This is a genomic window from Sinorhizobium sp. GQ132 (assembly GCF_059758575.1).
This window is the reverse complement of the sequence record NZ_JCAXDX010000006.1, coordinates 267,249-292,444: the sequence shown is the minus strand read 5'-3', so window position 1 is coordinate 292,444 and position 25,196 is coordinate 267,249. Positions and strand designations below refer to the sequence as shown.

At 64.7% G+C, this 25,196-nt stretch carries 27 protein-coding genes; 21 read left to right on the top strand and 6 right to left on the bottom strand.

Going from position 1 to position 25,196, the window contains the following annotated elements; all coding sequences use genetic code 11:
• The first annotated feature begins 137 nt into the window (after positions 1 to 137).
• The 3 genes from AC6CIG_RS17930 to AC6CIG_RS17920 all read left to right on the top strand — a co-directional run bounded on the left by AC6CIG_RS17930 (position 138) and on the right by AC6CIG_RS17920 (position 3,090).
• Positions 138 to 1,196 carry an adenylate/guanylate cyclase domain-containing protein gene (locus AC6CIG_RS17930; RefSeq protein WP_498323201.1) on the top strand — a complete coding sequence of 353 codons (1,059 nt, stop codon included), beginning with the start codon at positions 138 to 140 and terminating at the stop codon, positions 1,194 to 1,196.
• A gap of 104 nt (positions 1,197 to 1,300) precedes the next feature.
• Positions 1,301 to 2,011: a GntR family transcriptional regulator gene (locus AC6CIG_RS17925; RefSeq protein ID WP_498323200.1), complete on the top strand. Its 711-nt coding sequence runs from the start codon at positions 1,301 to 1,303 to the stop codon at positions 2,009 to 2,011.
• A 116-nt stretch (positions 2,012 to 2,127) separates the two neighbouring features.
• The gene (locus tag AC6CIG_RS17920; RefSeq protein ID WP_018098000.1) at positions 2,128 to 3,090 is read left to right on the top strand and encodes a dihydrodipicolinate synthase family protein; all 963 of its coding nucleotides are present in this window, start codon (positions 2,128 to 2,130) and stop codon (positions 3,088 to 3,090) included.
• 47 nt (positions 3,091 to 3,137) lie between these two features.
• On the opposite strand, the gene AC6CIG_RS17915 is transcribed toward AC6CIG_RS17920, so the two are convergent.
• Complete coding sequence (locus tag AC6CIG_RS17915) at positions 3,138 to 3,530, bottom strand: YkvA family protein (RefSeq protein WP_498323198.1); 393 nt, start codon at positions 3,528 to 3,530, stop codon at positions 3,138 to 3,140.
• A gap of 80 nt (positions 3,531 to 3,610) precedes the next feature.
• On the bottom strand, positions 3,611 to 4,648 hold the full coding sequence (locus AC6CIG_RS17910; protein WP_498323196.1) for an Ldh family oxidoreductase: 1,038 nt from the start codon (positions 4,646 to 4,648) through the stop codon (positions 3,611 to 3,613).
• Between the two features lie 243 nt (positions 4,649 to 4,891).
• On the opposite strand from AC6CIG_RS17910, the gene AC6CIG_RS17905 reads away from it, so the two are divergent.
• The 11 genes from AC6CIG_RS17905 to AC6CIG_RS17855 all read left to right on the top strand — a co-directional run bounded on the left by AC6CIG_RS17905 (position 4,892) and on the right by AC6CIG_RS17855 (position 16,623).
• On the top strand, positions 4,892 to 6,409 hold the full coding sequence (locus AC6CIG_RS17905; protein WP_498323195.1) for an aldehyde dehydrogenase (NADP(+)): 1,518 nt from the start codon (positions 4,892 to 4,894) through the stop codon (positions 6,407 to 6,409).
• 186 nt (positions 6,410 to 6,595) lie between these two features.
• Positions 6,596 to 7,402, top strand: coding sequence for an ABC transporter substrate-binding protein (locus tag AC6CIG_RS17900; protein WP_018097996.1), 807 nt, complete (start codon positions 6,596 to 6,598; stop codon positions 7,400 to 7,402).
• 66 nt (positions 7,403 to 7,468) lie between these two features.
• On the top strand, positions 7,469 to 8,134 hold the full coding sequence (locus AC6CIG_RS17895; RefSeq protein WP_010975155.1) for an amino acid ABC transporter permease: 666 nt from the start codon (positions 7,469 to 7,471) through the stop codon (positions 8,132 to 8,134).
• A 12-nt stretch (positions 8,135 to 8,146) separates the two neighbouring features.
• Complete coding sequence (locus tag AC6CIG_RS17890; protein WP_018097995.1) at positions 8,147 to 8,800, top strand: amino acid ABC transporter permease; 654 nt, start codon at positions 8,147 to 8,149, stop codon at positions 8,798 to 8,800.
• Entirely contained in the window at positions 8,793 to 9,515 is a 723-nt protein-coding gene (locus AC6CIG_RS17885; protein WP_498323192.1) for an amino acid ABC transporter ATP-binding protein, read from the top strand. Before AC6CIG_RS17890 ends, AC6CIG_RS17885 begins: the two co-directional genes overlap by 8 nt.
• Complete coding sequence (locus AC6CIG_RS17880; RefSeq protein ID WP_498323191.1) at positions 9,516 to 10,757, top strand: NAD(P)/FAD-dependent oxidoreductase; 1,242 nt, start codon at positions 9,516 to 9,518, stop codon at positions 10,755 to 10,757.
• Positions 10,758 to 10,771: 14 nt separating this feature from the next.
• The gene (locus AC6CIG_RS17875; RefSeq protein WP_018097992.1) at positions 10,772 to 11,773 is read left to right on the top strand and encodes a 4-hydroxyproline epimerase; all 1,002 of its coding nucleotides are present in this window, start codon (positions 10,772 to 10,774) and stop codon (positions 11,771 to 11,773) included.
• Entirely contained in the window at positions 11,770 to 13,461 is a 1,692-nt protein-coding gene (gene lhpI / locus AC6CIG_RS17870; RefSeq protein WP_018097991.1) for a cis-3-hydroxy-L-proline dehydratase, read from the top strand. The genes AC6CIG_RS17875 and lhpI overlap by 4 nt, the downstream gene beginning before the upstream one ends.
• Before the next feature lie 51 nt (positions 13,462 to 13,512).
• On the top strand, positions 13,513 to 14,541 hold the full coding sequence (locus tag AC6CIG_RS17865; RefSeq protein ID WP_498323189.1) for a trans-3-hydroxy-L-proline dehydratase: 1,029 nt from the start codon (positions 13,513 to 13,515) through the stop codon (positions 14,539 to 14,541).
• A gap of 84 nt (positions 14,542 to 14,625) precedes the next feature.
• The gene (locus AC6CIG_RS17860) at positions 14,626 to 15,057 is read left to right on the top strand and encodes an OsmC family protein (protein WP_018097989.1); all 432 of its coding nucleotides are present in this window, start codon (positions 14,626 to 14,628) and stop codon (positions 15,055 to 15,057) included.
• A gap of 357 nt (positions 15,058 to 15,414) precedes the next feature.
• Complete coding sequence (locus AC6CIG_RS17855; RefSeq protein WP_018097988.1) at positions 15,415 to 16,623, top strand: MFS transporter; 1,209 nt, start codon at positions 15,415 to 15,417, stop codon at positions 16,621 to 16,623.
• A gap of 72 nt (positions 16,624 to 16,695) precedes the next feature.
• Here AC6CIG_RS17855 and AC6CIG_RS17850 read toward each other — a convergent pair whose 3' ends face one another.
• The 4 genes from AC6CIG_RS17850 to AC6CIG_RS17835 form a co-directional block, all read right to left on the bottom strand.
• Positions 16,696 to 16,881, bottom strand: coding sequence for a hypothetical protein (locus tag AC6CIG_RS17850; protein ID WP_015243438.1), 186 nt, complete (start codon positions 16,879 to 16,881; stop codon positions 16,696 to 16,698).
• A gap of 58 nt (positions 16,882 to 16,939) precedes the next feature.
• Positions 16,940 to 17,122 (bottom strand): hypothetical protein, encoded by a 183-nt coding sequence (locus tag AC6CIG_RS17845; RefSeq protein ID WP_018097987.1) that lies wholly within the window; start codon positions 17,120 to 17,122, stop codon positions 16,940 to 16,942.
• A gap of 14 nt (positions 17,123 to 17,136) precedes the next feature.
• Positions 17,137 to 17,322, bottom strand: coding sequence for a hypothetical protein (locus AC6CIG_RS17840; RefSeq protein ID WP_018097986.1), 186 nt, complete (start codon positions 17,320 to 17,322; stop codon positions 17,137 to 17,139).
• 180 nt (positions 17,323 to 17,502) lie between these two features.
• Positions 17,503 to 18,363 (bottom strand): beta-keto acid cleavage family enzyme, encoded by an 861-nt coding sequence (locus AC6CIG_RS17835; protein ID WP_498323186.1) that lies wholly within the window; start codon positions 18,361 to 18,363, stop codon positions 17,503 to 17,505.
• Between the two features lie 92 nt (positions 18,364 to 18,455).
• Here AC6CIG_RS17835 and AC6CIG_RS17830 point away from each other — a divergent pair, with 92 nt between their 5' ends.
• From AC6CIG_RS17830 to AC6CIG_RS17800, 7 genes are all read left to right on the top strand, one after another.
• Positions 18,456 to 19,346, top strand: coding sequence for a MurR/RpiR family transcriptional regulator (locus tag AC6CIG_RS17830; RefSeq protein ID WP_018097984.1), 891 nt, complete (start codon positions 18,456 to 18,458; stop codon positions 19,344 to 19,346).
• A complete protein-coding gene (locus AC6CIG_RS17825; protein ID WP_498323184.1) occupies positions 19,343 to 20,686 on the top strand; it encodes an aspartate aminotransferase family protein in 1,344 nt (447 codons plus the stop codon). The genes AC6CIG_RS17830 and AC6CIG_RS17825 overlap by 4 nt, the downstream gene beginning before the upstream one ends.
• Before the next feature lie 236 nt (positions 20,687 to 20,922).
• Positions 20,923 to 21,669: a glutamine ABC transporter substrate-binding protein GlnH gene (gene glnH, locus AC6CIG_RS17820; RefSeq protein WP_411933068.1), complete on the top strand. Its 747-nt coding sequence runs from the start codon at positions 20,923 to 20,925 to the stop codon at positions 21,667 to 21,669.
• 161 nt (positions 21,670 to 21,830) lie between these two features.
• Complete coding sequence (gene glnP, locus AC6CIG_RS17815; RefSeq protein ID WP_018097981.1) at positions 21,831 to 22,487, top strand: glutamine ABC transporter permease GlnP; 657 nt, start codon at positions 21,831 to 21,833, stop codon at positions 22,485 to 22,487.
• Entirely contained in the window at positions 22,484 to 23,212 is a 729-nt protein-coding gene (gene glnQ, locus AC6CIG_RS17810) for a glutamine ABC transporter ATP-binding protein GlnQ (protein WP_018097980.1), read from the top strand. The genes glnP and glnQ overlap by 4 nt, the downstream gene beginning before the upstream one ends.
• Complete coding sequence (locus AC6CIG_RS17805) at positions 23,202 to 24,248, top strand: C45 family autoproteolytic acyltransferase/hydrolase (RefSeq protein ID WP_018097979.1); 1,047 nt, start codon at positions 23,202 to 23,204, stop codon at positions 24,246 to 24,248. Before glnQ ends, AC6CIG_RS17805 begins: the two co-directional genes overlap by 11 nt.
• An 8-nt stretch (positions 24,249 to 24,256) precedes the next feature.
• Positions 24,257 to 25,183 carry a MurR/RpiR family transcriptional regulator gene (locus AC6CIG_RS17800; RefSeq protein WP_018097978.1) on the top strand — a complete coding sequence of 309 codons (927 nt, stop codon included), beginning with the start codon at positions 24,257 to 24,259 and terminating at the stop codon, positions 25,181 to 25,183.
• Positions 25,184 to 25,196: the final 13 nt, after the last annotated feature.

Below are 25,196 nucleotides of genomic sequence, written 5' to 3'. Positions count from 1 at the left end.
GCCGGATCCGGACGGGAACGATCATATCCCGAGGGGAGCGCCCGCGCCACTGCCTGCGGAGCCGGGGCGATTTTCGGATCGGTGCCGCGAGGCCAGATCGGTTCACACATTTCCTGTAACTGCTCTATGATCAACGCATGGACCTGCCCGCACCCCTCGCATGGCTTCTGGATGAGGCCGGTACCTCGTCCGGCCCCGACCCGTTCCTGGCAGAGCTCGGAAACCGGCTCCGCGCAGACGGCCTTCCGCTGGCCGGCGGTGCCCTGACGCTGGCGGTGCCGCATCCGATCATCGCGCGGCGCACCTGGCTTTGGCGGGCGGAGGACGGCGCGGTCATCGAGGCGCTCGGCTTTGCCGAAGGGCCGGTCGATCACGCCGGTCGCGACTGGCTGGCGGGGTTCGGTCCGGTGCAGGAGGACGTGGTCGGCCAGACGGAAGAGAAGGTGGTGCTGGGCTGGGCCGGGACGAGGCGGTTCGATCCGGCCGAGATCGCGCGGTTGCGTCAGACCGCCCGCTTCGCAGCGGCGCCCTTGGCCGTCCTGGCGGAGCGGGCGACCCGCGCGGTGCTGCTCGAAGCCTATCTGGGCCGCCGCAGTGCTGCCCGTGTGCAAGCCGGGGCGCTGAGCCGCGGCACCGGAGAGAGCATCCGGGCGGCGCTGCTTTATGCCGACTTGCGCAACTTCACCGGCCTTTCCGAGGAACACGAGCCTGCCCGCGTGATCGCGGCGCTCAACGACTGGTTCGACCGGCTTGCAGGAGCGATACACGCCTTCGGCGGCGAGGTGCTCAAGTTCATCGGCGACGGTGTGCTGGCAATCTTCCCGGTCAACGATTTGCCGGCGGAGGCTTGCGACCGGGCCCTGCGCGCAGTCGTTGCCGCCCGCGCGGGAATGGCGCATCTCGAGGCTCTGCGCCACGAACAGAAACTGCCGCCGTTGCGCTTCGGCGCGGCGCTGCATCTTGGCGAGATACTGTGGGGCAATGTCGGATCGATCGACCGGCTGGACTTCACGGCCATCGGTCCGGCCGTCAATCTGGTGAGCCGGCTGGAGGGCCTGTGCCGGCCGCTCGGGCGATCCGTGCTGATTTCCGGCGCACTTGCCGCCGAGACCCGAACCCCGCTGGTGCCGCTGGGCGAACACGCGCTGCGCGGCATCGCGGCGCCCTGCGCCGTCTTTACCCTGCCGGAGACCTGAAAGATTATCGGTAAAAGGGCCTGAAAACCGCGAAACATGCGGGCAAGCCCGTTGATCCCGTCGTCGCGGAGAAGTATTTCTTTTGTCGACAAGAAGGAGACCGCATGGCCAACAAGGATACGGACACCAATTCAGCTCCCGAACGCAAGCGCGGTTCCGGCGTGAAGATGGTCTATGACCTCTTGCGGGACGAAATCCTCGATCTGGTTCTGCCGCCGGGCTGTCCGATCGACGAGGTGCAGCTTGCCGAACGGTTCAAGATGTCGCGCACGCCGATCCGTGAAGCGCTGGTGCGGCTGGCGGGAGAGGGGCTGATCGCTACGCTGCCCAACAGATCGACGATGGTATCGAATATCGATTTCCTGAACCTGCACACTTTCTTCGACGCGCTGGTGCTGATGTATCGCGTCACGACGCGCCTGGCGGCCGAACATCACCGTCCGGAGGATCTCGAGGTGATCCGCGCCCGTCAGGCGGAATTCGCCGCAGCGGTCCAGGCGCAGGATGCGCTGGCGATGATCGCCACCAATGCCGCCTTCCATTCGGCCATCGCCGAGGCAGGCCGCAATCCCTATTTCATCGGTCTGTTTAACCGGCTTCTCGACGAAGGCCGGCGGATCCTCCGGCTCTATTATCAGTCCTATGACGACCGGCTGCCGCAGCGCTTCGTCGACGAGCACGAGGACATGATCGCCGTTATCGCCGCACGTGATGTCGAGGCGGCCGATCGGCTGGCCCGCACACATGCCGAGCAGATCGTCCAGCAAATTCAAAAGCTTTTCGCCCGCAACGACCGGCTTGAAATTGCCCTGTGAGCTGAGCACGATTTTTGTCGACAAATAAAATACAAATGGTATTTTCATATCGAAGCACAGGCAATCGCCGCGATGGCGTCCTGTTCTGCCATCCGTCAGGCCAATAGGAGTTTGAAATGAAGGCCAAGATTTTTTCGGGCGTGATCCCCGCCCTGATGACCCCTTGCAGGGAAGACCGCACGCCCGATTTCGATGCCCTCGTCCGCAAGGGAAAGGCATTGATTGCCGACGGCATGTCGGCGGTCGTCTATTGCGGTTCGATGGGCGACTGGCCGCTTCTGACCGATGCGCAGCGCATGGAAGGCGTGGAGCGCCTGGTCAAGGCGGGCGTCCCCGTGATCGTCGGCACCGGTGCCGTCAACACCGCCTCGGCCGTCGCGCATGCGGCGCATGCCCAGAAGGTGGGAGCGCAGGGCCTGATGGTAATCCCGCGGGTGCTGTCGCGCGGTCCCTCGATCGTGGCGCAGAAGGCGCATTTCAAGGCGATCCTGGCTGCCGCCCCGGACCTGCCGTCCGTGATCTACAACAGCCCCTATTACGGGTTCGCCACCCGCGCCGACCTCTTCTTCGCGCTGCGCGCGGAGCATCCGAACCTCGTCGGCTTCAAGGAATTCGGCGGCAATGCCGATATGCGCTACGCGGCCGAGCACATCACCAGCCGTGACGACGGCGTCTCGCTGATGATCGGCGTCGATACGGCCGTCTTCCACGGCTTCGTGAACTGCGGCGCGACCGGCGCCATCACCGGTATCGGCAACGTGCTGCCGAAGGAAGTGATCCACCTCTGCAACCTGTCCCAGGCCGCTGCTGCCGGCGATGTCGATGCACGCCAGCGTGCACAGGAACTGGAGCAGGCGCTTGCCGTGCTTTCCTCCTTCGATGAAGGGCCGGACCTCGTCCTCTATTTCAAGCACATGATGGTGCTGAAGGGAGACAAGGAATACACGCTCCACTTCAACGAGACCGACGCGCTGACCGAAAGCCAGCGCGGCTATGTCGAGGCGCAGTTCAAGCTCTTCAACACCTGGTATGCCGAGTGGAGCAAGCTCCCGGGCGCCGTCGAAAAGTACAAGGCCTGATCGGGCCGGAGACGGAGGAGGCTCTCCATCAGGAGGGCCTCTTTCTTTTACCGCGCGGCGGCAGGGGGGCCGAGCACCGCCCAGAAGAGCAGAACTGCCAGCAGAACCCATATCGAAACGACGGCCACCAGCCCGGCCCGGCTCACCGGCTGCGCGGTGTATTTCATTGCGGTGGCGCGCAGGTCCGCAAGGACATCGACCGGGATGAGCTTCAGCACGACGATGATGCCGACGGGAACGATGATGAGGTCGTCGAGATAGCCGAGGACCGGGATGAAGTCGGGTATCAGGTCGATCGGCGACAATGCATAGGCCGCGACCGCGCCTGCCGCCAGCTTCGCATACCAGGGCACGCGGCGGTCACGCGCCGCGAGCCACAGGAGGACGACGTCTCGCTTGATGCCCCTTGCCCATCGGCGTACCCGTTCCAGCCGCTTCATGTCTGAATTCCCCGAATCCCTCCTGTGCCCGAATCCCTCCTATGCTTGCCACAGGAGGGTGGAAGAGTGCCCGCCGAGGATCACGCCACGGCGTCGAGTCCGAGCGCAAGCAGCCGGTCGAGCTGCTCGATCTCGGCCGCGCTCAGCGTGATGCCCTCGGCCTCCGACTTCGCTCGGGCGGCAAAGCGGCGCTGCGAAGGCAGGCGGGCGCCCTGGCCGACGATCGCTTCGAACAGCAGCTCGGCCCGGGCGAAGGGGTCGCCTGGACGGCCGGCGGCGAAAGCCTCCGGGGAGAAGGCGACGATGAGTTCGCCATGGAAGGGTGCGAGCGTCGTGGTGCCGAGATAGTCGAGCACTTCGGGGCTGGTCAGGTCGCCGATCATGATGCCCGCCAGCAGTTCGATCATCGTGCCGATGGCCGAGCCCTTGTGTCCGCCGAAGGGCAGCATGGCGCCCGCGAGCGCAGCCTCCGGGTCGGTCGTCGGATTGCCTTGCGCATCGATGGCCCAGCCTTCGGGCAGCGCTTTACCCGCCCTGCGGTGCAACTCGATCTCGCCCCGGGCCGCGACCGAAGTCGCGAAGTCGAAGACGTAGGGCGGCTTGCCCGCGCGCGGCCAGCCGAAGGCGAAGGGGTTGGTGCCGAGCAACGGCTTGTTGCCGCCTGTCGGTGCTACCGTGGCATAGCTCGGGCACATGACGAGCCCGGCAAGCCCTTCTCCCGTGAGCGCCTCCGCTTCCGGCCAGAGCGCCGAAAAATGCGTGCAGTCGTTGATGGCGAGTGCGGCGATGCCGTGCTTGCGGGCACGCTCGGCAAGCACCGGCAGCCCGAGTTCGAAGGCGGGATTGGCGAAACCGCCCCTGGCATTCACCTTGACGATCGCCGAGGCTTCCTGCGCGACGATTTCCGGCTCGACGTCGGGCTTGACCTTGCCGGCCTTGACCGTGCGCAGCGCGCCCTCGATCCTGTAGATGCCGTGCGACTTGCAGGCATCGCGTTCGCCGGCGACGATCACCCGGGCGAGAGCGCCCGCCTGGACCACGTTAAGGCCGCCCTTGCGGAAGATCGCCTCGACGCGCTCCTGAAGCGCGGTGGTCGTCAGGGTGGTTGTCTCGCTCATGTCGTCTCTCTCGTGCTAGGCCTGATTCAGGGGCAGGCGGTTGATGTTCTGCATACATAGAGTATACAAACCCCCGGCAAGTGCAATTCGTCTGTTCGCCGGAAGGTAACGGTTCCGCAACGGGCGAGGAGAGTGTATGCGAATTTCCGCCGGCAATCCCCGTTTCGTTACGGGAATTGACGCGTTTTATGATCTTGTGCCGAATCGACCAGGGTCATTGTGATCCAGAGAAAGGAAAGTCAGATGATTTTCACCCCCAAAGGAAAACACCTCGTCGCGGGCGAATGGCTCGATGGGGCAGGCACCTTCGCCTCGGCTCCGGCGCATGGCCCGGCGCATGATTTTGCCGTCGGCACCGTAGAGCTGGTGAACCGGGCCTGCGAGGCGGCTGAGGAAGCCTTCTGGACCTATGGCTATTCCTCGCGCAAGGAGCGCGCCGCCTTCCTGCGCGCCATCGCCGACGAGATCGAGGCCCGGGCGGAGGCCATTACCGAGATCGGCAGCCAGGAAACCGGCCTGCCCGAGGCGCGGCTCAACGGCGAACGCGGCCGCACGACCGGCCAGCTCAGGCTCTTTGCCGATCATATCGAAAAGGGTGATTATCTCGACCGGCGCGTCGATGCGGCGCTGCCCGAGCGTCAGCCGGCGCCCCGTCAGGAGATACGGCTGGTCCAGCGCCCCGTCGGTCCGGTCGCCGTCTTCGGCGCCTCGAATTTCCCGCTCGCCTTTTCGACCGCCGGCGGCGATACGGCCGCGGCGCTCGCGGCGGGCTGCCCCGTAGTGGTAAAGGGCCATTCGGCGCATCCCGGCACCGGCGAGATCGTCGCCGAGGCCGTCGACGCAGCGATCCGCAAGACGGGTGTTCATCCCGGCGTATTCTCGCTGATCCAGGGCGGTAGCCGCGACGTTGGTCATGCGCTGGTGCAGCATCCCAACATCAAAGCCGTCGGCTTCACCGGGTCGCTTGCCGGCGGACGTGCCCTGTTCGATCTTTGCGCAGCGCGCCCCGAACCGATCCCGTTCTTCGGCGAGCTCGGCTCGGTCAACCCGATGTTCCTGCTGCCGGAAGCGTTGAAGGCACGGGCGGAAACGCTTGGGCAGGGATGGGCCGGTTCGCTCACCATGGGCGCCGGGCAGTTCTGCACCAATCCCGGCATCGCCGTCGTCACCGAAGGTGCGGATGCCGACCGCTTCACCACCGCCGCCGTCGAGGCGCTTGCCAAGGTGGCACCGCAAACCATGCTGACGGACGGTATCGCCAAGGCCTACCGCGACGGTCAGGCGCGCTTTGCGACGCGCAACGCCGTGAAACTGCTGCTTGCGACCGAGTCATCCGGCCGTGACGCATCGCCCAATCTCTTCGAAACGACGGGCGCGCAATTCCTGGCCGACCATGCGCTCGGCGAAGAGGTATTCGGTCCGCTTGGACTCGTGGTTCGAGTGGGATCGGCGGCCGAAATGGAAGAGCTCGCGCGCGGCTTCCAGGGCCAGCTGACCGCAACCATCCATATGGATGCGGGCGACTTGGAGACGGCGCGCCGTCTGCGTCCGGTGCTCGAGCGCAAGGCGGGCCGTGTGCTGGTCAACGGCTTCCCGACCGGGGTTGAAGTCGTCGATTCGATGGTGCATGGCGGCCCCTATCCGGCCTCGACCAATTTCGGCGCAACCAGCGTCGGCACCATGTCGATTCGACGTTTCCTGCGTCCCGTGGCTTACCAGAACATGCCGGAAGACCTGCTGCCCGAGGACTTCCTCGGCTGATCCAGTCCATCGACCGCGCAATGAAAGGGGCTTTTCCACAAGGGAAAGCCCCTTTTCATTGCGAAAACGCGTCCTGTTATATACTTTTTGTATACTAATTGTATTTTTAAATTGATTTGTGCTCTCCGACGCGGAATAGTGCGCGCGCCGTCACACCGATCGGCCAACTCAAGGGAGAGAACAAGAATGAAGACCTCGGTCCTCGCCTTCGGCCTCGTTGCCGCCACCGCTCTGACGAGCCCCGCCCATGCCGACAAGCTGGACGACATCATCGCTTCGGGAACGCTGCGCTGCGCCGTGGTGCTCGACTTCCCGCCGATGGGCTCGCGCGACGAGAACAACGAACCGATCGGCTTCGACGTGGATTACTGCAACGATCTGGCCAAGGCGCTCGGCGTCACCGCCGAGATCGTCGAGACGCCGTTTCCCGAGCGCATCCCGGCGCTGATGTCCGGCCGTGTCGATGTGGGTGTCGCCTCCACCTCCGATACGCTCGAGCGCGCCAAGACCGTCGGGATGACGGTGCCCTACTTTGCCTTCGAAATGGCGGTAACCGCCAACGAGAAGTCCGGCATCAAGTCCTTCGAAGACATGAAGGGCAAGGTGGTGGGCGCCACCGCCGGCACCTATGAGGCAATCGCACTCGAAAACCAGGTCAAGGCCTGGGGCGAGGGCGAGTTCCGCCCCTACCAGACGCAGGCCGACGTCTTCCTGGCGCTGAGCCAGGGCCAGCTCGACGCCACCGTCTCTACCTCGACGGTCGCGCAGTCCAACGTCAAGGGCGGCAAGTTCCCCGGCATCTCCGTGGTCGACAAGGCGCCCTTCGACATCGACTACGTGGCCCTCTTCACCAACCGCGAGGAATACGGCTTCCTCAACTACCTCAACCTGTTCGTCAATCAGCAGGTCCGCACCGGCCGCTATGCCGAACTCTACGAGAAGTGGGTCGGTGGCGAGGCTCCGTCCCTGTCGGTGAACGGCGTTTACCGCTGATCCGGGGATCGTCTGACGGTGCGGGGCAACCCGCGCCGTCGCTGCATTCCGAGGGGTGAGACGGGAATGTTCAACTACACCTTCCACTGGAATCAGGCGCTAAGGGCGCTGCCGCAGATGCTGGATGGCGCGGTGGTCACGCTGCAGGTCGCGGTGCTGTCGATGGTCATCGGCGTCGCCTGCGCGATCGCGCTCACCGTGTTCCGCCTGTCCGGCAGCCGTATCCTTGGCGGCATCGCCACGACCTGGGTCGAGGTCGCGCGAAACACGCCGGCGCTGTTCCAGATCTACATGGCCCATTTCGGCCTCGGCAATTTCGGGATCCACCTGAGCCCCTATACGGCGCTTCTGGTCGGGATCGCCTTCAACAATGCGGGCTATCTTGCCGAGAACTTCCGCGGCGCGCTCAAGGCCATTCCGGATACGCAGGCCCGGGCGGGCCGGTCGCTCGGCATGACCTCGCTGCAGGCGTTCCGGCTGATCGTTCTGCCGCAGATGCTGCGCGTGGCCTTCCTGCCCGCGACCAACCAGATGGTCTGGGCCATCCTGATGACGTCGCTGGGCGTCACCGTCGGCATGAACACCGACCTGGCCGGCATCACGCAGGAGCTGAATGCCCGCTCCTTCCGCACATTCGAATTCTTCGCGCTCGCTGCGGTGATCTACTACCTGATCGCCAAAGCGGTCACGCTTGCAGCCCGGGCTTTCGCCTGGCGCATGTTCCGCTACTGAGAGGGGTGAGAGATGTTTGATACTGCCCTCACCTGGAACGATCTCGCCTTTCTTGCGCAAGGCGCCGGAATGACGCTGGCGGTCACCGCCGTCGCCGTCACCGCCGGCACCGTTCTCGGCATCCTCTTCGGAGTGATCCGGTTCCAGATCGGACCCTATTGGTCGGCACCGATGACCTTGCTGCTCGACGTGTTCCGCTCGGTACCGCTCCTGATCCAGCTCGTGCTCGGCAATGCCTTCCAGTCGATCGCCAAGCTCGGCTGGGGCCCATTCACCACCTCCGGCGTGGTGCTTTCGCTCTACACGGCGGCGTTCTGCGCGGAGATCGTGCGCGGCGGAATTTCGTCGGTGCCGGTGACGACCCGCCGTGCGGCGCGCTCCCTCGGCATGACCTGGTGGCAGGACATGCGCTACATCGTGGCGCCGCTTGCCACCCGGGTCTCGCTTCCGTCGTGGATAGGCCTGACGCTCGGCGTGATGAAGGACTCCGCACTGGTGCTCTGGCTCGGCCTGGTCGAGCTCTTGCGTGCCTCGCAGATACTGGTCACGCGTCTGCAGGAGCCGCTCTTCATTCTGCTGATCTGCGGCGCCATCTACTTCCTCCTCAGCTTCCCCGTCGCCCGGCTTGGCGGGTATCTCGAAAAACGGTGGTCCCCCAATGATTGAGATCGAAAACGTCCGCAAATCCTTCAGCTCGCTGGAGGTTCTCAAGGGCATCGACCTGACCGTCGAAAAGGGCGAGGTGGTCACCATCATCGGCGGCTCCGGCTCCGGCAAGTCGACGCTGCTCACCTGCATCAACGGGCTCGAGCCGATCGACTCCGGCCGGATCGTGATCGACGGGACCGATGTCCATGCCAAGGGCACCGATCTCAACAGGCTGCGCCACAAGGTCGGGATCGTGTTCCAGCAATGGAACGCCTTCCCGCATCTGACCGTGCTGGAAAACGTCATGCTCGCCCCGCGCAAGGTGCTCGGCCTCTCGAAGGACAAGGCCGAGGAGATTGCGGTGAAGCAGTTGACCCACGTCGGTCTCGGCGAGAAGCTCAAGGTCTATCCGAACCGCATGTCGGGCGGCCAGCAGCAGCGCATGGCGATCGCCCGGGCGCTTGCCATGTCGCCGGAATATATGCTGTTCGACGAGGTGACTTCGGCGCTCGATCCGATGCTGGTCGGCGAGGTGCTCGACACGCTGAAGATGCTGGCGGAAGAGGGAATGACGATGATCTGCGTTACCCACGAAATGACCTTTGCCCGCGACGTGTCGGATCGCGTGGCCTTCTTCCATCAGGGGATCATGGCCGAGATCGGCTCGCCCGATCAGATTTTCGCCTCGCCGCAGAACCCCGAGACGCAGAAGTTCCTGGCGAGCGTACGATAAATGGCCGAATCGGACGTCATCGTGATCGGCTCGGGGGTCGTCGGCCTATCGGCTGCGATTGCCGCCGTGGCCAGCGGCCTATCGGTCACCGTTCTGGACCGCGAGGGGCCGGCGGCCGGCGCTTCCGCCGGCAATGCCGGGGCATTCGCCTTCACCGATATCCTTCCGCTTGCCTCGCCCGGCATCCTGAAAAAGGCGCCGAAATGGCTCCTGGATCCGCTCGGACCGCTTACCGTGCCGCCCGCCTATGCGCTGAAGATCGCGCCATGGATGTTCCGCTTCTGGCGTGCTTGTCAGCCGGCCCGCGTGGCGCATTCGACCGCGGCCCAGACCGCGCTGATGGACCTGTCGAAAGCGGAACTCGAGCCGTTCCTCGGAGCAACCGGCACGGCGCCCATGCTGCGCAAGGAAGGCAACCTCCAAGTCTATGAGGGAGAGGCGGAATTCAAGGCGTCGCTTGCCGGCTGGAAGGCGCGCGCGGATCATGGGATCGAGTTCCGCCATCTCGATGCCGCAGGCGTTGCCGAGATCCAGCCGGGCCTGGCGGCGCGCTTCACCCACGCCACCTTCACGCCCGGCTGGTACTCGATCGCCGATCCGAAGCTCTATACGCTTGCCCTTGCCGACCATTTCCGCACGATCGGCGGGGTGATCGAGCGCGCGGAGGTCATTGCGCTGAAGCCGGTCGACGGGGCGGTTGAAGTCCTGAGCGCCGACGGCAGGGCCCGGCGGGCGGCACAGGTGGTTCTCTCGGCAGGCGCATTCTCGCACCGGGTTGCGCGCACGCTCGGCGAAAGCATTCCGCTCGAAACCGAGCGCGGCTACAATACGACGCTTCCCGCCGACGCGTTCGACCTGCGCACGCAGATCACCTTCGGCGGCCATGGCTTCGTCGTGACACGGCTGTCGACCGGTATCCGGGTCGGCGGTGCGGTCGAGCTCGGCGGGCTCGACCTGCCGCCGAACTACCGCCGCTCGGAAGCGATGCTGAAGAAGGCGCAGGCCTTCCTGCCCGGCTTGAAACCGGAAGGCGGGGTGCAGTGGATGGGCTTCCGGCCGTCGCTGCCCGACAGCCTGCCGGCCATCGGCCGCGCCCGCGCGACGCCGCGGGTGATCTTCGCCTTCGGTCACGGGCATCTCGGGCTCACCCAATCGGCGGGGACGGCCAGGATCGTCGCCGATCTCTTGACGGGCCGGACTCCGGCCATCGACATTGCACCCTTTTCGCCGCAAAGATTCTGACAGAGGTTTCGACCATGGCCACCCACACCTTCTCCTGCATCGACGGCCACACCTGCGGAAATCCCGTCCGCCTCGTTTCGGGCGGGGGCCCGCGTCTCGAAGGCGCGAACATGCTGGAAAAGCGCGCGCATTTCCTGAAGGAATTCGACTGGATCCGAACGGGCCTCATGTTCGAGCCGCGCGGCCACGACATGATGTCGGGTTCGATCCTCTACCCGCCGACCCGGCCCGACTGCGACGTGGCGGTGCTCTTCATCGAGACCTCCGGCTGTCTGCCGATGTGCGGTCACGGCACCATCGGCACCATCACCATGGGCATCGAGAACGGCCTGATCACCCCGCGCGAGCCGGGAAAGCTGTCGATTGATGCCCCCGCGGGCAAGGTGGACATCACCTACCGCCAGGAGGGCCGCTTCGTCGAGGAGGTGCGCCTTACCAACGTGCCGAGCTTCCTTTATGCGGAAGGCCTGACGGCGCAGGTCGAAGGGCTGGGCGAGATCGTGGTCGACGTCGCCTATGGCGGCAATTTCTACGCCATCGTCGAGCCGCAGAAGAACTTCCGCGACATGGCCGACCATACGGCGGGAGAACTGGTCGGCTGGAGCCCCAAGCTCAGGGCCGCACTGAATGCCAAATATGAGTTCGTCCATCCCGAACACCCGGAGATCCGGGGCTTGAGCCACATCCAGTGGACGGGCAAGCCGACGCAGCCGGAGGCCCATGCCCGCAACGCGGTGTTCTATGGCGAGAAGGCCATCGACCGCTCGCCCTGCGGCACCGGCACCTCGGCCCGGATCGCGCAGCTTGCCGCCAAGGGCAAGCTGAATGTCGGCGACGAGTTCGTCCACGAGTCGATCATCGGCTCGCTTTTCAAGGGTCGCGTCGAAGCGGCCGCGAAGGTCGCCGACCGCGATGCGATCATCCCGTCGATCGCCGGCTGGGCGCGGATGACCGGCATCAACACCATCTTCATCGATGACCGCGATCCCTTCGCCCACGGCTTCGTCGTGAAATGAGCGGCCTCGATCCCGCCCGCAGCATCCTTCAGGGGGCGGCCGAGGGCCCGGTCATCGCGACCGGGGAGGCGCTGAGTTTCTGGGGCGGGGTCGATCCCGCGACGGGCTGCGTGATCGACGTGCACCACCCGCTGCATGGCGTCCCGCTCACCGGCTCCATCCTGATGATGCCGTCGAGCCGCGGGTCCTGCACGGGCTCGGGTGTGCTGCTCGACCTCGTGCTGACCGGTCGCGGCCCGGCCGCACTCATATTTTCCGAACCGGAAGATGTGCTGACCCTCGGCGCGCTGATCGCTTCCGAGATGTTCGCCAGCCCGCTGCCGGTGCTGCGTCTTGCTCCCGAAGCCTTTGCGGCGCTCGCTCGCGCGAAGACGGCGCGGATCGGTGACAGGACGATTGAAGCCGAGGGGCTGACGATCCCCGTCGTTCCGCCCGCTACGGCCGCGCTCGACCTGACCGATGGCGACCGCGCCATGCTCGACGGAGAGGAAGGCGTCGCGGTTGCGCAGGCCATGCGCATCATTTCGGCCATGGCGGCGCAGCAGGGGGCACAGGGCCTCGTGGATGTGACGCAGGCGCATATCGACGGCTGCATCTATGCCAGTCCCGCGAACCTGATCTTTGCCGAGAAGATGGCGGAGATGGGCGCGAAGGTGCGGATCCCGGCGACGATGAATGCCATTTCCGTGGACCGCGCCAACTGGCAGAGGCAAGGCGTGCCGCCATCCTTCGGCGACCCTGCGGCTCGGCTCGCCGATGCCTATGTCCGCATGGGCTGCCGGCCGACCTTCACCTGTTCGCCCTATCTGCTCGACAGCGCGCCTGGAACGGGCGAAGCCGTCGCCTGGGCGGAGTCCAATGCCGTGATCTTCGCCAACAGCGTCCTCGGTGCGCGGACGGCGAAGCACCCGGATTTCCTCGACCTTTGCATCGCGCTTACCGGACGGGCGCCGCTCTCCGGCGTCTATCTCGACAAACACCGCAAGGCACGGCGGATCATAGACGTCGAACTGCCCGCGGGCGCCGACGACGCTTTCTGGCCGCTGATCGGCTACCTCGCCGGGCGGGCGGCGCCAGATCGCATTCCGCTCATCCGCGGGCTTGCTCCGGCGGAGCCTTCGCGCGACGACTTGAAGGCGCTTTGTGCCGCCTTCGGCACCACCTCGGCCGCGCCGATGCTGCATGTGGAGGGCGTGACGCCGGAGGCCGGCGGTGCTGCGGTTGAGGACGCGGATCATGCGACCATCACCCGCGACGAATTGACGGCTGCGTGGTCCGCCCTGAACGAGGGTCCGGATGAAATCGAACTCGTGGCGATCGGCAGCCCGCACGCGTCCCTTGCCGAGTGCCGGGCGCTGGCCGAGGCGCTCGACGGCCGCAAGCGGCATCCGGACGTGGCGGTGATCGTCACGGCCGGACATGAGGTCATTGCGGCGGCGCGCCGCGAGGGAATTCTCGCGCGGCTTCAGGAGAGCGGCGTCCAGGTGCTGCCGGACCTCTGTTGGTGCTCAATCTCCGAGCCCGTGTTCCCGACGCGTACCCGGGCGGTCATGACCAACTCCGGCAAATACGCCCATTACGGTCCCGGTCTTTCCGGGCGCGCAGTGCGCTTCGGCAGCCTTGCCGATTGCGTCGCCGCGGCCTTGACGGGGCGCGTCCCGGCCCGGATGCCGGGCTGGCTTCCCTGAAGCGCGGCGGACGTTCGTAACCGCGCTGGCTTTTGAAACGAGGAGTTCGCGATGCGCAGCACCAAGACCATTCATGTCATTTCCGCCCATGCCGAGGGCGAAGTGGGCGACGTGATCGTCGGCGGTGTCGCACCTCCGCCGGGCGACACGATCTGGGAACAGAGCCGCTGGATCGCCCGCGATCAGACCCTGCGCAACTTCGTCCTGAACGAGCCGCGCGGCGGCGTCTTCCGCCATGTCAATCTCCTGGTGCCGCCGAAGCATCCGGACGCGGATGCCGCCTTCGTCATCATGGAGCCGGAAGATACGCCGCCCATGTCCGGCTCCAACTCGATCTGCGTCTCCACCGTGCTGCTCGACAGCGGCATCCTGCCGATGAAGGAGCCGGTGACGGAGATCACGCTCGAGGCGCCCGGCGGTCTCGTTCGCGTGCGCGCGGAGTGCCGTGACGGCAAGGCCGAACGCATCTTCGTCGAGAACCTGCCGAGCTTTGCCGAGCGGCTGGACGCGAAGCTGGAGGTCGAGGGGCTCGGGACCCTCACAGTCGACACCGCCTATGGCGGCGATAGCTTCGTAATCGTGGATGCTGCCGCAATGGGCTTCGCCCTGAAGCCGGACGAGGCGCACGACATCGCCCGGCTTGGCGTCAGGATCAGCAACGCGGCAAATGCCCAGTTCGGTTTCCATCATCCGGAAAACCCCGACTGGCGGCATTTCTCCTTCTGCCTCTTTGCCGGCCCCGTGGAACGTACCGCGGAAGGCCTGCGGGCGGGTGCTGCGGTCGCGATCCAGCCGGGCAAGGTCGACCGCTCTCCGACCGGCACGGCGCTCTCGGCACGCATGGCTGTGCTGCATGCCCGAGGGCAGATGGGGCTCTCGGACCGGCTGACGGCGGTTTCGCTGATCGGCTCCACCTTCTCCGGCCGCATCCTTGGCACCACCGAAGTCGGCGGCCGGCCGGCCGTGCTGCCGGAAATCTCGGGCCGCGCCTGGATTACCGGCACCCATCAGCACATGCTCGACCCGTCGGACCCGTGGCCCGAGGGCTACCGGCTGACCGACACCTGGGGTGCGCGCTGAGCGGATTGGCGCGTGGGTGGAAATCGGGAGCGTTTTGCGTCATTGGAACGAAGATGAACGCATCGCGACAGGAAGGAGAATCGGATGAAGGCACGCATCAAATGGGTCGAAGGCAGGACTTTCGTCGGAGAATCCGGAAGCGGCCACAAGGTCGTGCTCGGCACGGCCGCCGGCCCGGATAGCCCGACACCGGGGCCGAGCCCCATGGAAATGGTGCTTATCGGCACCGGCGGCTGCTCGGCTTTCGATGTCGTCCACATCCTCGAGAAGGGCCGCGAGGCCGTCGAAGATTGCGTAGTCGAGATGGATGCCGATCGGGCGGATCAGGACCCGCGCGTATTCACCCGCATCCACATGCATTTCATCGTCAAGGGCCGTGGTCTGGCCGCCAAGAAGGTCGAGCGCGCGGTGGCCCTCTCCATCGAGAAATACTGCTCCGCATCCGCGATGCTCGCAAAGACGGCGACCATCACGCATGATTTCGAGGTCGTCGACACGTCGAACACCGTGGCCTGATCGGGCGCCTCCGTCCCTCATCCGCCTGCCGGCACCTCCTCTTCGTTTAACGGGGAGACGGAACAAGCGGGCCGCTCCTCGCATCCTCTTCGGTCTGGACCTTGCCGCGAGTCCCTTCGCCCCGCCTGCGGGGAGAGGGGGCTTCGGGAATTCCGCTGAGGGCCACATGGTTCAACCGCATCCAGCGCAATGCAGCCTGAAAATTTTCCACCCCCATGTCGGCGCCTTTAGGCGCCGTTCGTCCTATCGTATGCGCGGCACAGCCGCGAACGGGAGAATGCCCTTGATTTGATCGGCAATCCGGGCGTGGACTGACAATGAATGCCGCGCCGGACTGCCCTGAGCGGAGACACGAGAATGATCGATGCGCATTATCGATGGGTGATCGTTGCTGCCGGCGGCCTGCTCGGCTGCATTGCAATCGGTGCCATGTTTTCATTGCCGGTTTTCCTTGTGCCCATCTCGCGGGATACCGGATGGTCCGTGACCGGCATATCGAGTGCCATGACGGTGGGTTTCATCGCGATGGCCCTGGCAAGTATGGTCTGGGGGAGCGCTTCGGACCGCTGGGGGCCGCGCCCGGTCGTGCTGGTCGGGTCCGCGCTCCTTGCGGCGAGCCTTGCGCTTTCCAGCCTTGCGCCATCGCTGATCGCATTCCAACTCCTCTTCGGGGTGATCGTCGGAGGTGCCTGCGCGGCGATATTCGCGCCGATGATGGCTTGCGTGACAGGCTGGTTCGATACGCATCGCAGCCTTGCCGTATCTCTTGTATCGGCCGGCATGGGAATGGCGCCCATGACCATGTCGCCGCTGGCCGGGTGGCTGGTTACGATCTACGACTGGCGGACATCGCTGCAGATCATAGCCGCCCTTGCCGCCGTCACGATGATTCCGGCTGCGTTGCTCCTGCGCCGCCCGCCTGTCCTCGAAGGTCCGAATGCCGTCTCTGCAAGTGACGGGCAGCCGGACATGTCCCTTGGACAGGCGCTGAGGTCGCCGCAATTCGTCATATTGCTGCTGACGAACTTCTTTTGCTGCGCCACTCATTCGGGCCCGATTTTTCACACCGTGAGCTACGCCGTGAGCTGCGGGATCCCGATGATGGCCGCTGTTTCCATCTACAGCCTCGAGGGTCTGGCGGGAATGGGCGGCCGTGTCGCCTTCGGCATCCTCGGAGACCGCTACGGCGCCAAGCGCATTCTGGTATCGGGACTGCTGCTGCAGGCCTTCGGTGCGCTCGCCTATTTCTTCGTGCGCGACCTCGGCGCCTTCTACGCGGTGGCTGCAGTGTTCGGCTTCATCTATGCAGGCGTCATGCCGCTTTACGCCGTGATCGCCCGCGAGAATTTCCCGCTGCGCATGATGGGCACCGTCATCGGCGGCACGGCAATGGCCGGCAGTCTCGGCATGGCGATCGGCCCGGTTGCCGGGGGGGTGATCTACGACGTTTTTGCCAGCTACGGCTGGCTCTATATCGGCGCCTGGGGTCTCGGCATCGGTGCTTTCCTGATCGCACTGACCTTCAAGCCCTTCCCCAGGGAACGGCCGGAACTGGCTGCCGCCTGAGGCGATCGCGAGGAAAATCGTGCTACGGTTTTCCTCGTCGCCCTGTCGGAATGAGCCGATCGGCTTCGGGCTTCACTGCGTACCGGGACGGTCAAGCTGCAGCGAAAGCTGCACGCCGCGCTTGAGGGGCGGGAGCGGTATACCGACCTGAATCCGTCCGAAGGTTTTTCTGCGCCACTCCTGTTCGCGCTCCCGCCGGCGTCTTGCCTGGGCGACGGCGGCCATAGCGCGCTCGATCACTTCCTCTGCATGGGTCATGAGAGACTCTCCAGAATGTTCACGGTATGTTCTCATCGCCGTTCCTGAAAGTCAAGCCTCACCGGGGAAGCACGTCGGTCCGAGGCGGCTCCTTTTCGTCGGGCGGATTCTGCGTGTCGTCCTCGGGCCCCTTATCGGGCTCGGGCTCGTTTGGCGGCGGATCGGGAATGCCGAGTGGCGGAACCGGGTTCGGCGGAATTATTCCCGGCCCGGGGCCGGGACCGATAGGATCGGGCGTCATTGAAGGTCTCCCTCTCATTGAGGTGCCGGCGCGTCGGCGATCGGCGGTGTGTAGACGACCGTTTCGGTTTCACCTTCCAACATGGCGCCGCCGATCGCCAGATAGGCGAAGATGGCGCATATCGCGAGCAGTATGAGGCCTATCGGAAATGCCGCTGTGGCGCGCCTTTCGGGCATGTTGCGATCTTCATGGGTCAACATGGTGCACTCCCATACGGCTGCATGCTTCCGTAAATCCGGCGATCAGGATGAAAGCAAGCAGCACTCCAAGTGTTACAGGCGCCCTTGCGCGCCGGACAAGGCGCGAGGCGCTGTCATCATGGGAGAACGAAACCGGCGTTCACCGGTTCCAAAAGGCGGGCGACGGAAAATGGGCGCGCGTCAGCCTTTCGGCAGGCCCGCAGAACCGATACGGGTAAGCATCTGTGCGAGCGCCGGCCCCTGGAGCAACGGGACCGACAGCGGCAGAAGCGCAGCTGCAACCGTGCGGACGAGGTCGGCGTTGGAGCCGGCGGCCGTTCCTTCCGGAAGCCAGAGATTGTTTTCGAAGCCGACGCGGACATGGCCGCCGAGGAGCGCTGCGGCTGTGACGCAGGCCGCCTCGAGGCGTCCGAAGGCGCAGACGCTCCAATGGGTGTAGGCGGGCATGCCCGGCGCCAGAAAGGGCAGCAGATCACGGGGGAGGGATCTTTGCGCCGGCGTATAACGACCGAGTACGTAAAGCACGGGAATATCGTCGCGGGAAAGCAGACCTCGTCGCCGCATGCCGTCCAATCGCACCGCCTCCTCCGGATCGTAGAGGATGATCTGCGGCGAAACCTTCTCCCGGGCAGCCCACGACAGAAGATCCGCAAAGGCAGCCTCGTGCGTTTCGTCCGGGACCAGTTCTCTGAGCGCCAGAGACACGGCCTCGGGCCGGACCGCCTTGACGACTGCGATCTGCTCGGCCGGCGAGTAGATGCCCAGCGCCTCGCTGGTGATCTGAATCACCATGCGATCGCCCACGGCAGCCCGGATCGCTGCGATCGCGGCGCGGTAGGCGTCGGCATCGAGAAGATGGCTTCCGTCGTCCTTGCGCACGTGGACGTGGATCATCGCGGCGCCGGCATCGAGGCAGTCGCGTGCGGTAAGCGCGAGTTCTTCCGGGGTCAGGGGTATGGCGGGGTGGTCGGCCTTCGTCCGGCGCCCGCCATTCGGCGCGACCGCGATCGAAATCCCCTTCAAAGCATCGCCAGCGTTCATGTGGGCACCATCGAGCTATGATTCTCAGAAATCATAAAATTGCACACTGAAACATTCGTTGCAATGGTCATGGGATCGTTGTTAAATGAAGCATGGACAAGGGGCCGCTCAGCGACGCGATCATCACTGCATTCGACGGGCTTTCGTCGCAATTGCGGACGGCGGCCCGCTATATCGTCGACCATCCCCGCGACGTCGCTCTTCTCTCCATGCGCGAGCAGGCGCGCCAGGCGGGGGTGCAGCCCGCGACGATGACCCGCCTTGCCAAGCAGCTCGGTTTCGATGGTTACGATGCCATCCGCGAACGCTATGCCGAGGCGCTGCGGGAGGGTGATGCAGGATTTGCCGGAAAGGCCGGCGAGCAGGCCCGAAGCCAGAAGCTCAGGGGCGACCATGCGCTCGCAGCCGATATGCTGAGCGCCATCGGGACGCAGATTTCGCGGCTCGCAGAACCGGCGGTGCTTGATCGCATCGTTGCAGCGGCAACGCGGATTGCCGATGCCCGGCGGGTCTATTGCCTCGGGCTGCGCTCGAGCCACGCGGTCGCCTGGCAGTTCCACTATATCCTCTCGCTGGTCGGCGAAAAATCCGTGATGCTGGAGGGCATCGGCGGCACCGGCGCGGATGCCGTCGCCCGTGCCACGAGTGCAGACGTGCTGCTCGTGGCCAGCGTTCTTCCCTATACACGGGCGACGATCGAACTTGCCGAATATGCTCGGGACAACGGCGTACCGGTCGTCGCGGTGACCGACAGCGAAGTGGCGCCGCTTGCGCAGATCGCCGAGACGATCATCGTGGTGCCGACCGAAAGTCCTTCCTTCCTGCACGCCATGTCGCCGGCCTTCGCCGTCGCCGAAGTGCTCGGCGCGCTTATCGCAGGCCGGGGCGGCGAAGCCACGCTCGCGGCTCTGAAGCGCTTCGACGGACAGCTCGCGGCGCTGAACACCCATCTCCAATCCCGCAACTCCAAGAGAGCGCCATGACCCATCTTCTCCACCGCGCCATTCATGCGAAACTGCCGGTCGCCGTCCGCGGCGAAGGCATCCGGCTCTTCGATGCCGAGGGCAAGGCCTATATCGACGCCTCCGGGGGAGCCGCCGTCTCCTGCCTCGGTCACGCTCATCCGGATGTGCTCGCCGCCCTCCATGCGCAGCTCGACCGTATGGCCTATGCCCATACCGGCTTCTTCACCACCGAGGCGGCGGAACGGCTTGCCGACCGGCTTGTTGCCGATGCACCTGACGGGCTCGATCACGTCTACCTGGTGAGCGGTGGATCGGAAGCCGTCGAGGCGGCGCTGAAGATGGCTCGGCAGTACTTCGTGGAGAAGGGCGAGCCGCAACGCCGCCACATCATCGCCCGGCGCCAAAGCTATCACGGCAATACGCTTGGCGCATTGGCGGCCGGGGGCAACGAGTGGCGGCGCGCTCAATTCCGGCCGTTGCTCGTCGAAACCCACCACATCGATCCATGCTTCGCCTATCGGCTGCAGCAAGCGGGCGAGAGCGATGCGGACTATGCCGCGCGTGCCGCGGCCCAACTCGAGGCCAAGATCCTCGACCTGGGCTCCGATCAGGTGATCGCCTTCGTCGCCGAGACGGTGGTGGGCGCCACGGCCGGTGCGGTGCCCCCCGTCGCGGACTATTTGAAGCGCGTTCGGGCGATCTGCGACAAATACGGAGTGCTGCTGATCCTCGACGAAGTGATGTGCGGCATGGGCCGGACCGGGACTCTGCATGCCTGCGAACAGGACGGCGTCATCCCGGATCTCATGACCATCGCCAAGGGGCTCGGCGGCGGCTATCAGCCGGTCGGCGCGGTTCTGCTGTCCTCCGCAATCTTCCGGGCATTTGCCGAGGGGTCGGGCTTCTTCCAGCACGGCCATACCTATATGGGCCATCCGATGGCCGCGGCGGCCGGCCTTGCCGTGCAGGACGTCATCCGCCGCGACGGGCTGCTCGAGAACGTCGTATCGATGGGCGACTATCTCGAAAGATGCCTGGTCGAGCGGCTCGGCAATCACCATCACGTCGGCGACATTCGCGGCCGCGGGCTCTTCCGTGCCGTCGAGCTTGTCGCCGACAGGACGACGAAGTCCCCCTTCGATCCTGGCCTGAAGCTCAATGCCCGGATCAAGAAGGAAGCCATGGCACGGGGCCTGATGGTCTATCCGATGGGCGGCACGATCGACGGGCAACGCGGCGATCATGTCCTCCTGGCGCCCCCCTTCATCCTTGAACGGGAAGATGTCGACCAGATCGTGGAGCGCCTGGGCGATGCCGTGGATGCGGCCATTGCCTCGCTCACTGAAGCTGCCGGTTAGGGCAAGCGGACCAGAGCTGTAGATTAATGCGCCCTCTGGTCGGCAGGCCAGAGGGGCATCTGCTTTCACAGACCTCGCAACAGGCCACTATTCGCTGCATTTTTCAGCCGTGACGCTAAACAGATCCGGATAATGCAAATTTTCGTGGCGACAAAACATAAAAAGCATTCTATATTTGCGCATTGGCCCCGGCTGCAAACGCTGGATGCCCGAATGCAAAACAGGGGAACGCCACCATGAGAAACAGACTTCGCCACATCTTCGCGGGCTTTTTCGCCGCGGCACTCTCGCTTTCCGGCCCGGCAGCTGCCGAGGACCTGGTCGTCGCCACCGACACGGCCTTCGTGCCTTTCGAGTTCAAGCAGGGCGAGAAATATGTCGGTTTCGACATCGATCTCTGGGACGCGATCGCGAGCGAGATCGGGGTTACCTACACCCTGCAGCCGATGGACTTCAACGGCATCATCCCGGCGCTGCAGACGAAGCAGGTCGATGCCGCCCTCGCCGGCATCACCATCAAGGACGAACGCAAGAAGGTGATCGACTTCTCTGATGGCTATTATGACAGCGGCTTCATGCTGATGGTGCCCGCCGACAGCGCCATTGCCGGTTCGTCGGATCTCAAGGGTAAGACGCTGGCCGTGAAGACCGGCACGTCGGCCACCGACTATGCGAAGGAGAACTTCACGGAGACCGAGCTTCGCCAGTTCCCGAACATCGACAACGCCTATCTCGAACTGCAGACCGGCCGCGTCGACGCCGCGATGCACGACACGCCGAACGTCCTCTATTACGTGGCGACTGCCGGCGGCGGCAAGGTCAAGGCGGTGGGCGAACAGATGATGGCGCACCAATACGGCATCGGCTTCCCGAAAGGCAGCGAACTCGTCGCCAAGGTCAATGAGGCGCTCGCCAAGTTGAAGGCCGATGGCCGTTACGCTGAAATCTATAAGAAATGGTTCGGCGTCGAGCCGAAGAGCTGAGTTTCCTGCATCGAGGCGGGCCGGATCGATCCAGCCCGCCCGCAGGAATGGCGAGAGCATTTCCACAAAGCCGCGGCGGCTGCCACTGCAGCCGCCCATAACCTCTATCGGTAGCGTCGCCATCGCCGCAGGGGCAGATCGCGACGCAGCGGAGCAATTCAATGGAATTCGATTGGTCTGTGGTCGTGGAGGCCATGCCCGCTCTCCTGGGTGGTGCACGGCTGACCATTCTGATAGCACTGGCGGGCCTCGTCGGCGGCCTGGTCGTCGGTGTCGTCGCCGGCTTCATGCGTGCCTATGGCAACGCTATCCTGAACGCCGTCGCCTTTACCTATGTCGAGGTGATCAGGGGCACGCCGATCGTCGTGCAGGTGATGTTCATCTACTTCGCCCTGCCGCTGCTCGCGGATTTTCGTGTCAATCCGATGACCGCGGCGGTGACGGCGATCGTTGTCAATGCGGGCGCCTATATTGCCGAGATCGTTCGCGGCTCGCTGCTCTCGGTGAACAAGGGACTGAAGGAAGCGGGGCTGGCGCTCGGCTTACCGGTCTGGAAGGTGCTCGCCTACATTGTCGGCCCGATCGCCTTCCGGCGAATGATCCCGCCGCTTGGCAACCAGTTCATCGTCAGCCTCAAGGACACATCGCTCTTCATCGTCATCGGTGTCGGCGAGCTGACCCGCCAGGGCCAGGAAATCATGGCGGCGAATTTCCGCGCAGTCGAGATCTGGTCCGCCGTCGCCGTTCTCTACCTCATCATGACGAGCACGCTGACCCTGATCCTGCGCGTGACGGAAAAGAGGATGCGCATCCTATGAGCATTGTGGAATTCAGGAACGTCACCAAGGCATTCGGCAACGTAACCGTGCTCAAGGAAGTCGACCTCAACATCGAGGCCGGTGAGGTCGTGGTGCTCATCGGCCCTTCGGGCTCAGGCAAGTCGACCCTTCTGCGCTGCATCAATGCACTCGAGGAGATCGATGGGGGCGACCTCGTGGTCGACGGCATCAGCGTGCGCGAAGGGCGCTCCAAGGTGAGACTCATCCGGCAGGAAGCCGGCATGGTGTTTCAGCAATTCAACCTTTTCCCACAGATGACGGCGCTCGCGAACGTCGCTTTCGGGCCGCGGCGCGTGCGTGGCGTCGGCAAGGCCGAGGCGATCGGGCAAGCCCGCGAGCTGCTTGCCAAAGTAGGTTTGGCCGACCGCGGCCATCACTATCCCTCCGAGCTCTCCGGGGGCCAGCAGCAGCGCGTCGCCATCGCCCGCGCGCTGGCCGTCAAGCCGAAACTCATGCTCTTCGACGAGCCGACCTCCGCGCTCGACCCCGAACTGCGCCATGAGGTTCTGCGGGTGATGCAATCGCTTGCGGAGGAGGGCATGACGATGATCGTCGTCACGCATGAGATCGCCTTTGCACGCCAGGTAGGCTCCCGGCTGATCTTCATGGAGGGCGGCAAGATTTCCGTCGACGGCGATCCGACCGAACTTCTCGATAATCCCGAAAATCCGCGTCTTCGTGAGTTTCTCCAGCATGTCCATTGAGGTTCCAAGCAGCCTGTCCCTGGTCGAGATCAACGGATCGCCCTTCGAGGTCGGCGTTGCGCTTGGCCGCCATGGCCGAGACATCGTCCACCGCCATCTGATCAGGACGCACGGCTGGGCAAGTGTCATCGCCTTCGCCGGCCATGAACGCATAGTCGCGGCGAGGGCACTGGTCGAAGCACACTTTCCCCGCTATTTCGAGGAACTGCACGGTCTCGCAAAAGGCCTCGAACTGCCCTTTGACGAGGTCTTTGCTTGGAACTGCCGCGGCGATATCCGGGCGATCGCCCCCGACGGATGCACCACCGTCATGCTGCCCGGCCAGAGGCTCACGCTGGCTCATAACGAAGACGGAGATCCGGGCCTTCGTCCGGGCTGCGCCATTGTCCGTATCGCTTCCGCAGGGGGCCGCGCCTTCTTCGGCTTCGTCTATCCCGGTTCGCTTCCGGGGCATACATTCGCGCTCAACGATGCCGGGCTCGCCATGGCCGTCAACAATATCCGCTCGCGTCAGACAGGACCAGGAATGCCGCGCATGGTCCTCTGCCGCGCCGTGCTCGATTGCGGCACGGTCCGCGAGGCACTCGACATGCTGCGCAGTTCGCAGCGCGCCGCCGCCTTCCATATTTCCCTGGCGCAGCCCGGAAATCGGGGCATAGCCAGCGTCGAGTTTACCCATTCGGCCTGTTCGGTCCGGCAGGTCGATGCGCCCGAAGTGCACGCCAACCATCTGATTCACGACGGCACGCGCGAGGAGCGCCAGCGCGTCACCGCCTCTTCCCGCTCCAGACAGGAACGTGGAGAGGAAATTCTGGCCGGCGGCGTGACTGGCGTCGAACCTCTTGCGGTCCTTTGGGACCGGCAGCGGACGGCCTTGCCGATCTATCGCGAACAGCCTGACGATCCGGACAGCGAGAATACGCTGGCGACGGCGGTCTTTCGCGTCGACATGGACAGAATCGCCTGCGAAATCTACGACAGGGCGCATGCCGCACCGCTCTTTCGCTTCGAGGAAAGGCGGTCGCTGCTCGATTGAGGTTCACGATGGCACCGCCCACAGATCCCCCTGCATCCGCCCGGCCAGGCACGATCGAGGAACTGCGCGACCTGACGCTCAGGATCAGGCGCAAGGAAATCGACCTGGCTCTCGGCAGCAAGGCGCTCGACGTGCTGGCACGCCTGGTCGATACGCCCGAACAGACGGCGGTGCGCAGCATATCAGAGCTCGCCGACGGCCAGGGCGTTAACGCCTCGACACTTACCAGGCTTGCCAAGCGGCTCGGTTATGCCGGCTTCAGCGATTTCCAGAGCGTCTTCCGCCAGGCGATCGCCGATGACGAGCGCTACTTCTACAGCCGCCAGGCTGGCCGTCTGATGTCGGTCACGCGCGGCGAGCGGGAAGAGGTCCATGTCCTCGAACGCATCGGCCAGGAGACGAAGGCGAATATCGACGGCTTTCTGGGTCAGACGGATGCCGAGACGCTGAAGCGGGCGGCGGCGTTGCTCGCGACCGCGCCGCGTGTGCGCGTGCACGGTGTACGCCAGTTCCATGCTTTCGCGAGCTTTATGGTCTACGGCCTCGGAATGCTGCGCAGCGACGTCGCTCTGCTGGACGCACCGCGTCTCGGCGAGGCGGAGGCGCTGTCGCAGCTTTCTCCCGGAGACCTGGTTCTGGTCGCGAGCTGCGCGCCCTATACCCGCAGCGTGGCGGAAGTGGCGGCGGTGGCAGAAAAAGCCGGACTGGAGGTGATCGCGGTAACGGACAGCCGTTCTTCGCCGCTCGTTCCCCCCGCCCGGCACGCCTTCTTCATCCCGCACGCCAGCAGTTTCTTCAGCAACAGCATGGGAGCCTATATCGTCTTTTGCGAAGGGCTACTCAATCTCGTGGCTCGCGAACTGGGCGAACGCGCCATCGCTGCCCTTGCCGCGCGGGAGAGGCTGATCGGAGAAATGGGCATCGAAACCGGTTGAATTCGGAACGAAG

Bases quoted from the DNA above. Each gene is read 5' to 3' on its own strand.
- AC6CIG_RS17910 (WP_498323196.1), bottom strand. From the start codon at position 4,648: ATGAGCGAGACAACCACCCTGACGACCACCGCGCTTCAGGAGCGCGTC.
- AC6CIG_RS17860 (WP_018097989.1), top strand. From the start codon at position 14,626: ATGAAGGCACGCATCAAATGGGTCGAAGGCAGGACTTTCGTCGGAGAA.
- AC6CIG_RS17840 (WP_018097986.1), bottom strand. From the start codon at position 17,322: ATGTTGACCCATGAAGATCGCAACATGCCCGAAAGGCGCGCCACAGCG.
- AC6CIG_RS17900 (WP_018097996.1), top strand. From the start codon at position 6,596: ATGAAGACCTCGGTCCTCGCCTTCGGCCTCGTTGCCGCCACCGCTCTG.
- AC6CIG_RS17895 (WP_010975155.1), top strand. From the start codon at position 7,469: ATGTTCAACTACACCTTCCACTGGAATCAGGCGCTAAGGGCGCTGCCG.
- AC6CIG_RS17875 (WP_018097992.1), top strand. From the start codon at position 10,772: ATGGCCACCCACACCTTCTCCTGCATCGACGGCCACACCTGCGGAAAT.
- AC6CIG_RS17830 (WP_018097984.1), top strand. From the start codon at position 18,456: ATGGACAAGGGGCCGCTCAGCGACGCGATCATCACTGCATTCGACGGG.
- AC6CIG_RS17920 (WP_018098000.1), top strand. From the start codon at position 2,128: ATGAAGGCCAAGATTTTTTCGGGCGTGATCCCCGCCCTGATGACCCCT.
- AC6CIG_RS17905 (WP_498323195.1), top strand. From the start codon at position 4,892: ATGATTTTCACCCCCAAAGGAAAACACCTCGTCGCGGGCGAATGGCTC.
- AC6CIG_RS17855 (WP_018097988.1), top strand. From the start codon at position 15,415: ATGATCGATGCGCATTATCGATGGGTGATCGTTGCTGCCGGCGGCCTG.
- glnH (WP_411933068.1), top strand. From the start codon at position 20,923: ATGAGAAACAGACTTCGCCACATCTTCGCGGGCTTTTTCGCCGCGGCA.
- lhpI (WP_018097991.1), top strand. From the start codon at position 11,770: ATGAGCGGCCTCGATCCCGCCCGCAGCATCCTTCAGGGGGCGGCCGAG.
- AC6CIG_RS17915 (WP_498323198.1), bottom strand. From the start codon at position 3,530: ATGAAGCGGCTGGAACGGGTACGCCGATGGGCAAGGGGCATCAAGCGA.
- glnQ (WP_018097980.1), top strand. From the start codon at position 22,484: ATGAGCATTGTGGAATTCAGGAACGTCACCAAGGCATTCGGCAACGTA.
- AC6CIG_RS17890 (WP_018097995.1), top strand. From the start codon at position 8,147: ATGTTTGATACTGCCCTCACCTGGAACGATCTCGCCTTTCTTGCGCAA.
- glnP (WP_018097981.1), top strand. From the start codon at position 21,831: ATGGAATTCGATTGGTCTGTGGTCGTGGAGGCCATGCCCGCTCTCCTG.
- AC6CIG_RS17800 (WP_018097978.1), top strand. From the start codon at position 24,257: ATGGCACCGCCCACAGATCCCCCTGCATCCGCCCGGCCAGGCACGATC.
- AC6CIG_RS17925 (WP_498323200.1), top strand. From the start codon at position 1,301: ATGGCCAACAAGGATACGGACACCAATTCAGCTCCCGAACGCAAGCGC.
- AC6CIG_RS17850 (WP_015243438.1), bottom strand. From the start codon at position 16,881: ATGACCCATGCAGAGGAAGTGATCGAGCGCGCTATGGCCGCCGTCGCC.
- AC6CIG_RS17880 (WP_498323191.1), top strand. From the start codon at position 9,516: ATGGCCGAATCGGACGTCATCGTGATCGGCTCGGGGGTCGTCGGCCTA.
- AC6CIG_RS17825 (WP_498323184.1), top strand. From the start codon at position 19,343: ATGACCCATCTTCTCCACCGCGCCATTCATGCGAAACTGCCGGTCGCC.
- AC6CIG_RS17865 (WP_498323189.1), top strand. From the start codon at position 13,513: ATGCGCAGCACCAAGACCATTCATGTCATTTCCGCCCATGCCGAGGGC.
- AC6CIG_RS17885 (WP_498323192.1), top strand. From the start codon at position 8,793: ATGATTGAGATCGAAAACGTCCGCAAATCCTTCAGCTCGCTGGAGGTT.
- AC6CIG_RS17835 (WP_498323186.1), bottom strand. From the start codon at position 18,363: ATGAACGCTGGCGATGCTTTGAAGGGGATTTCGATCGCGGTCGCGCCG.
- AC6CIG_RS17805 (WP_018097979.1), top strand. From the start codon at position 23,202: ATGTCCATTGAGGTTCCAAGCAGCCTGTCCCTGGTCGAGATCAACGGA.
- AC6CIG_RS17845 (WP_018097987.1), bottom strand. From the start codon at position 17,122: ATGACGCCCGATCCTATCGGTCCCGGCCCCGGGCCGGGAATAATTCCG.
- AC6CIG_RS17930 (WP_498323201.1), top strand. From the start codon at position 138: ATGGACCTGCCCGCACCCCTCGCATGGCTTCTGGATGAGGCCGGTACC.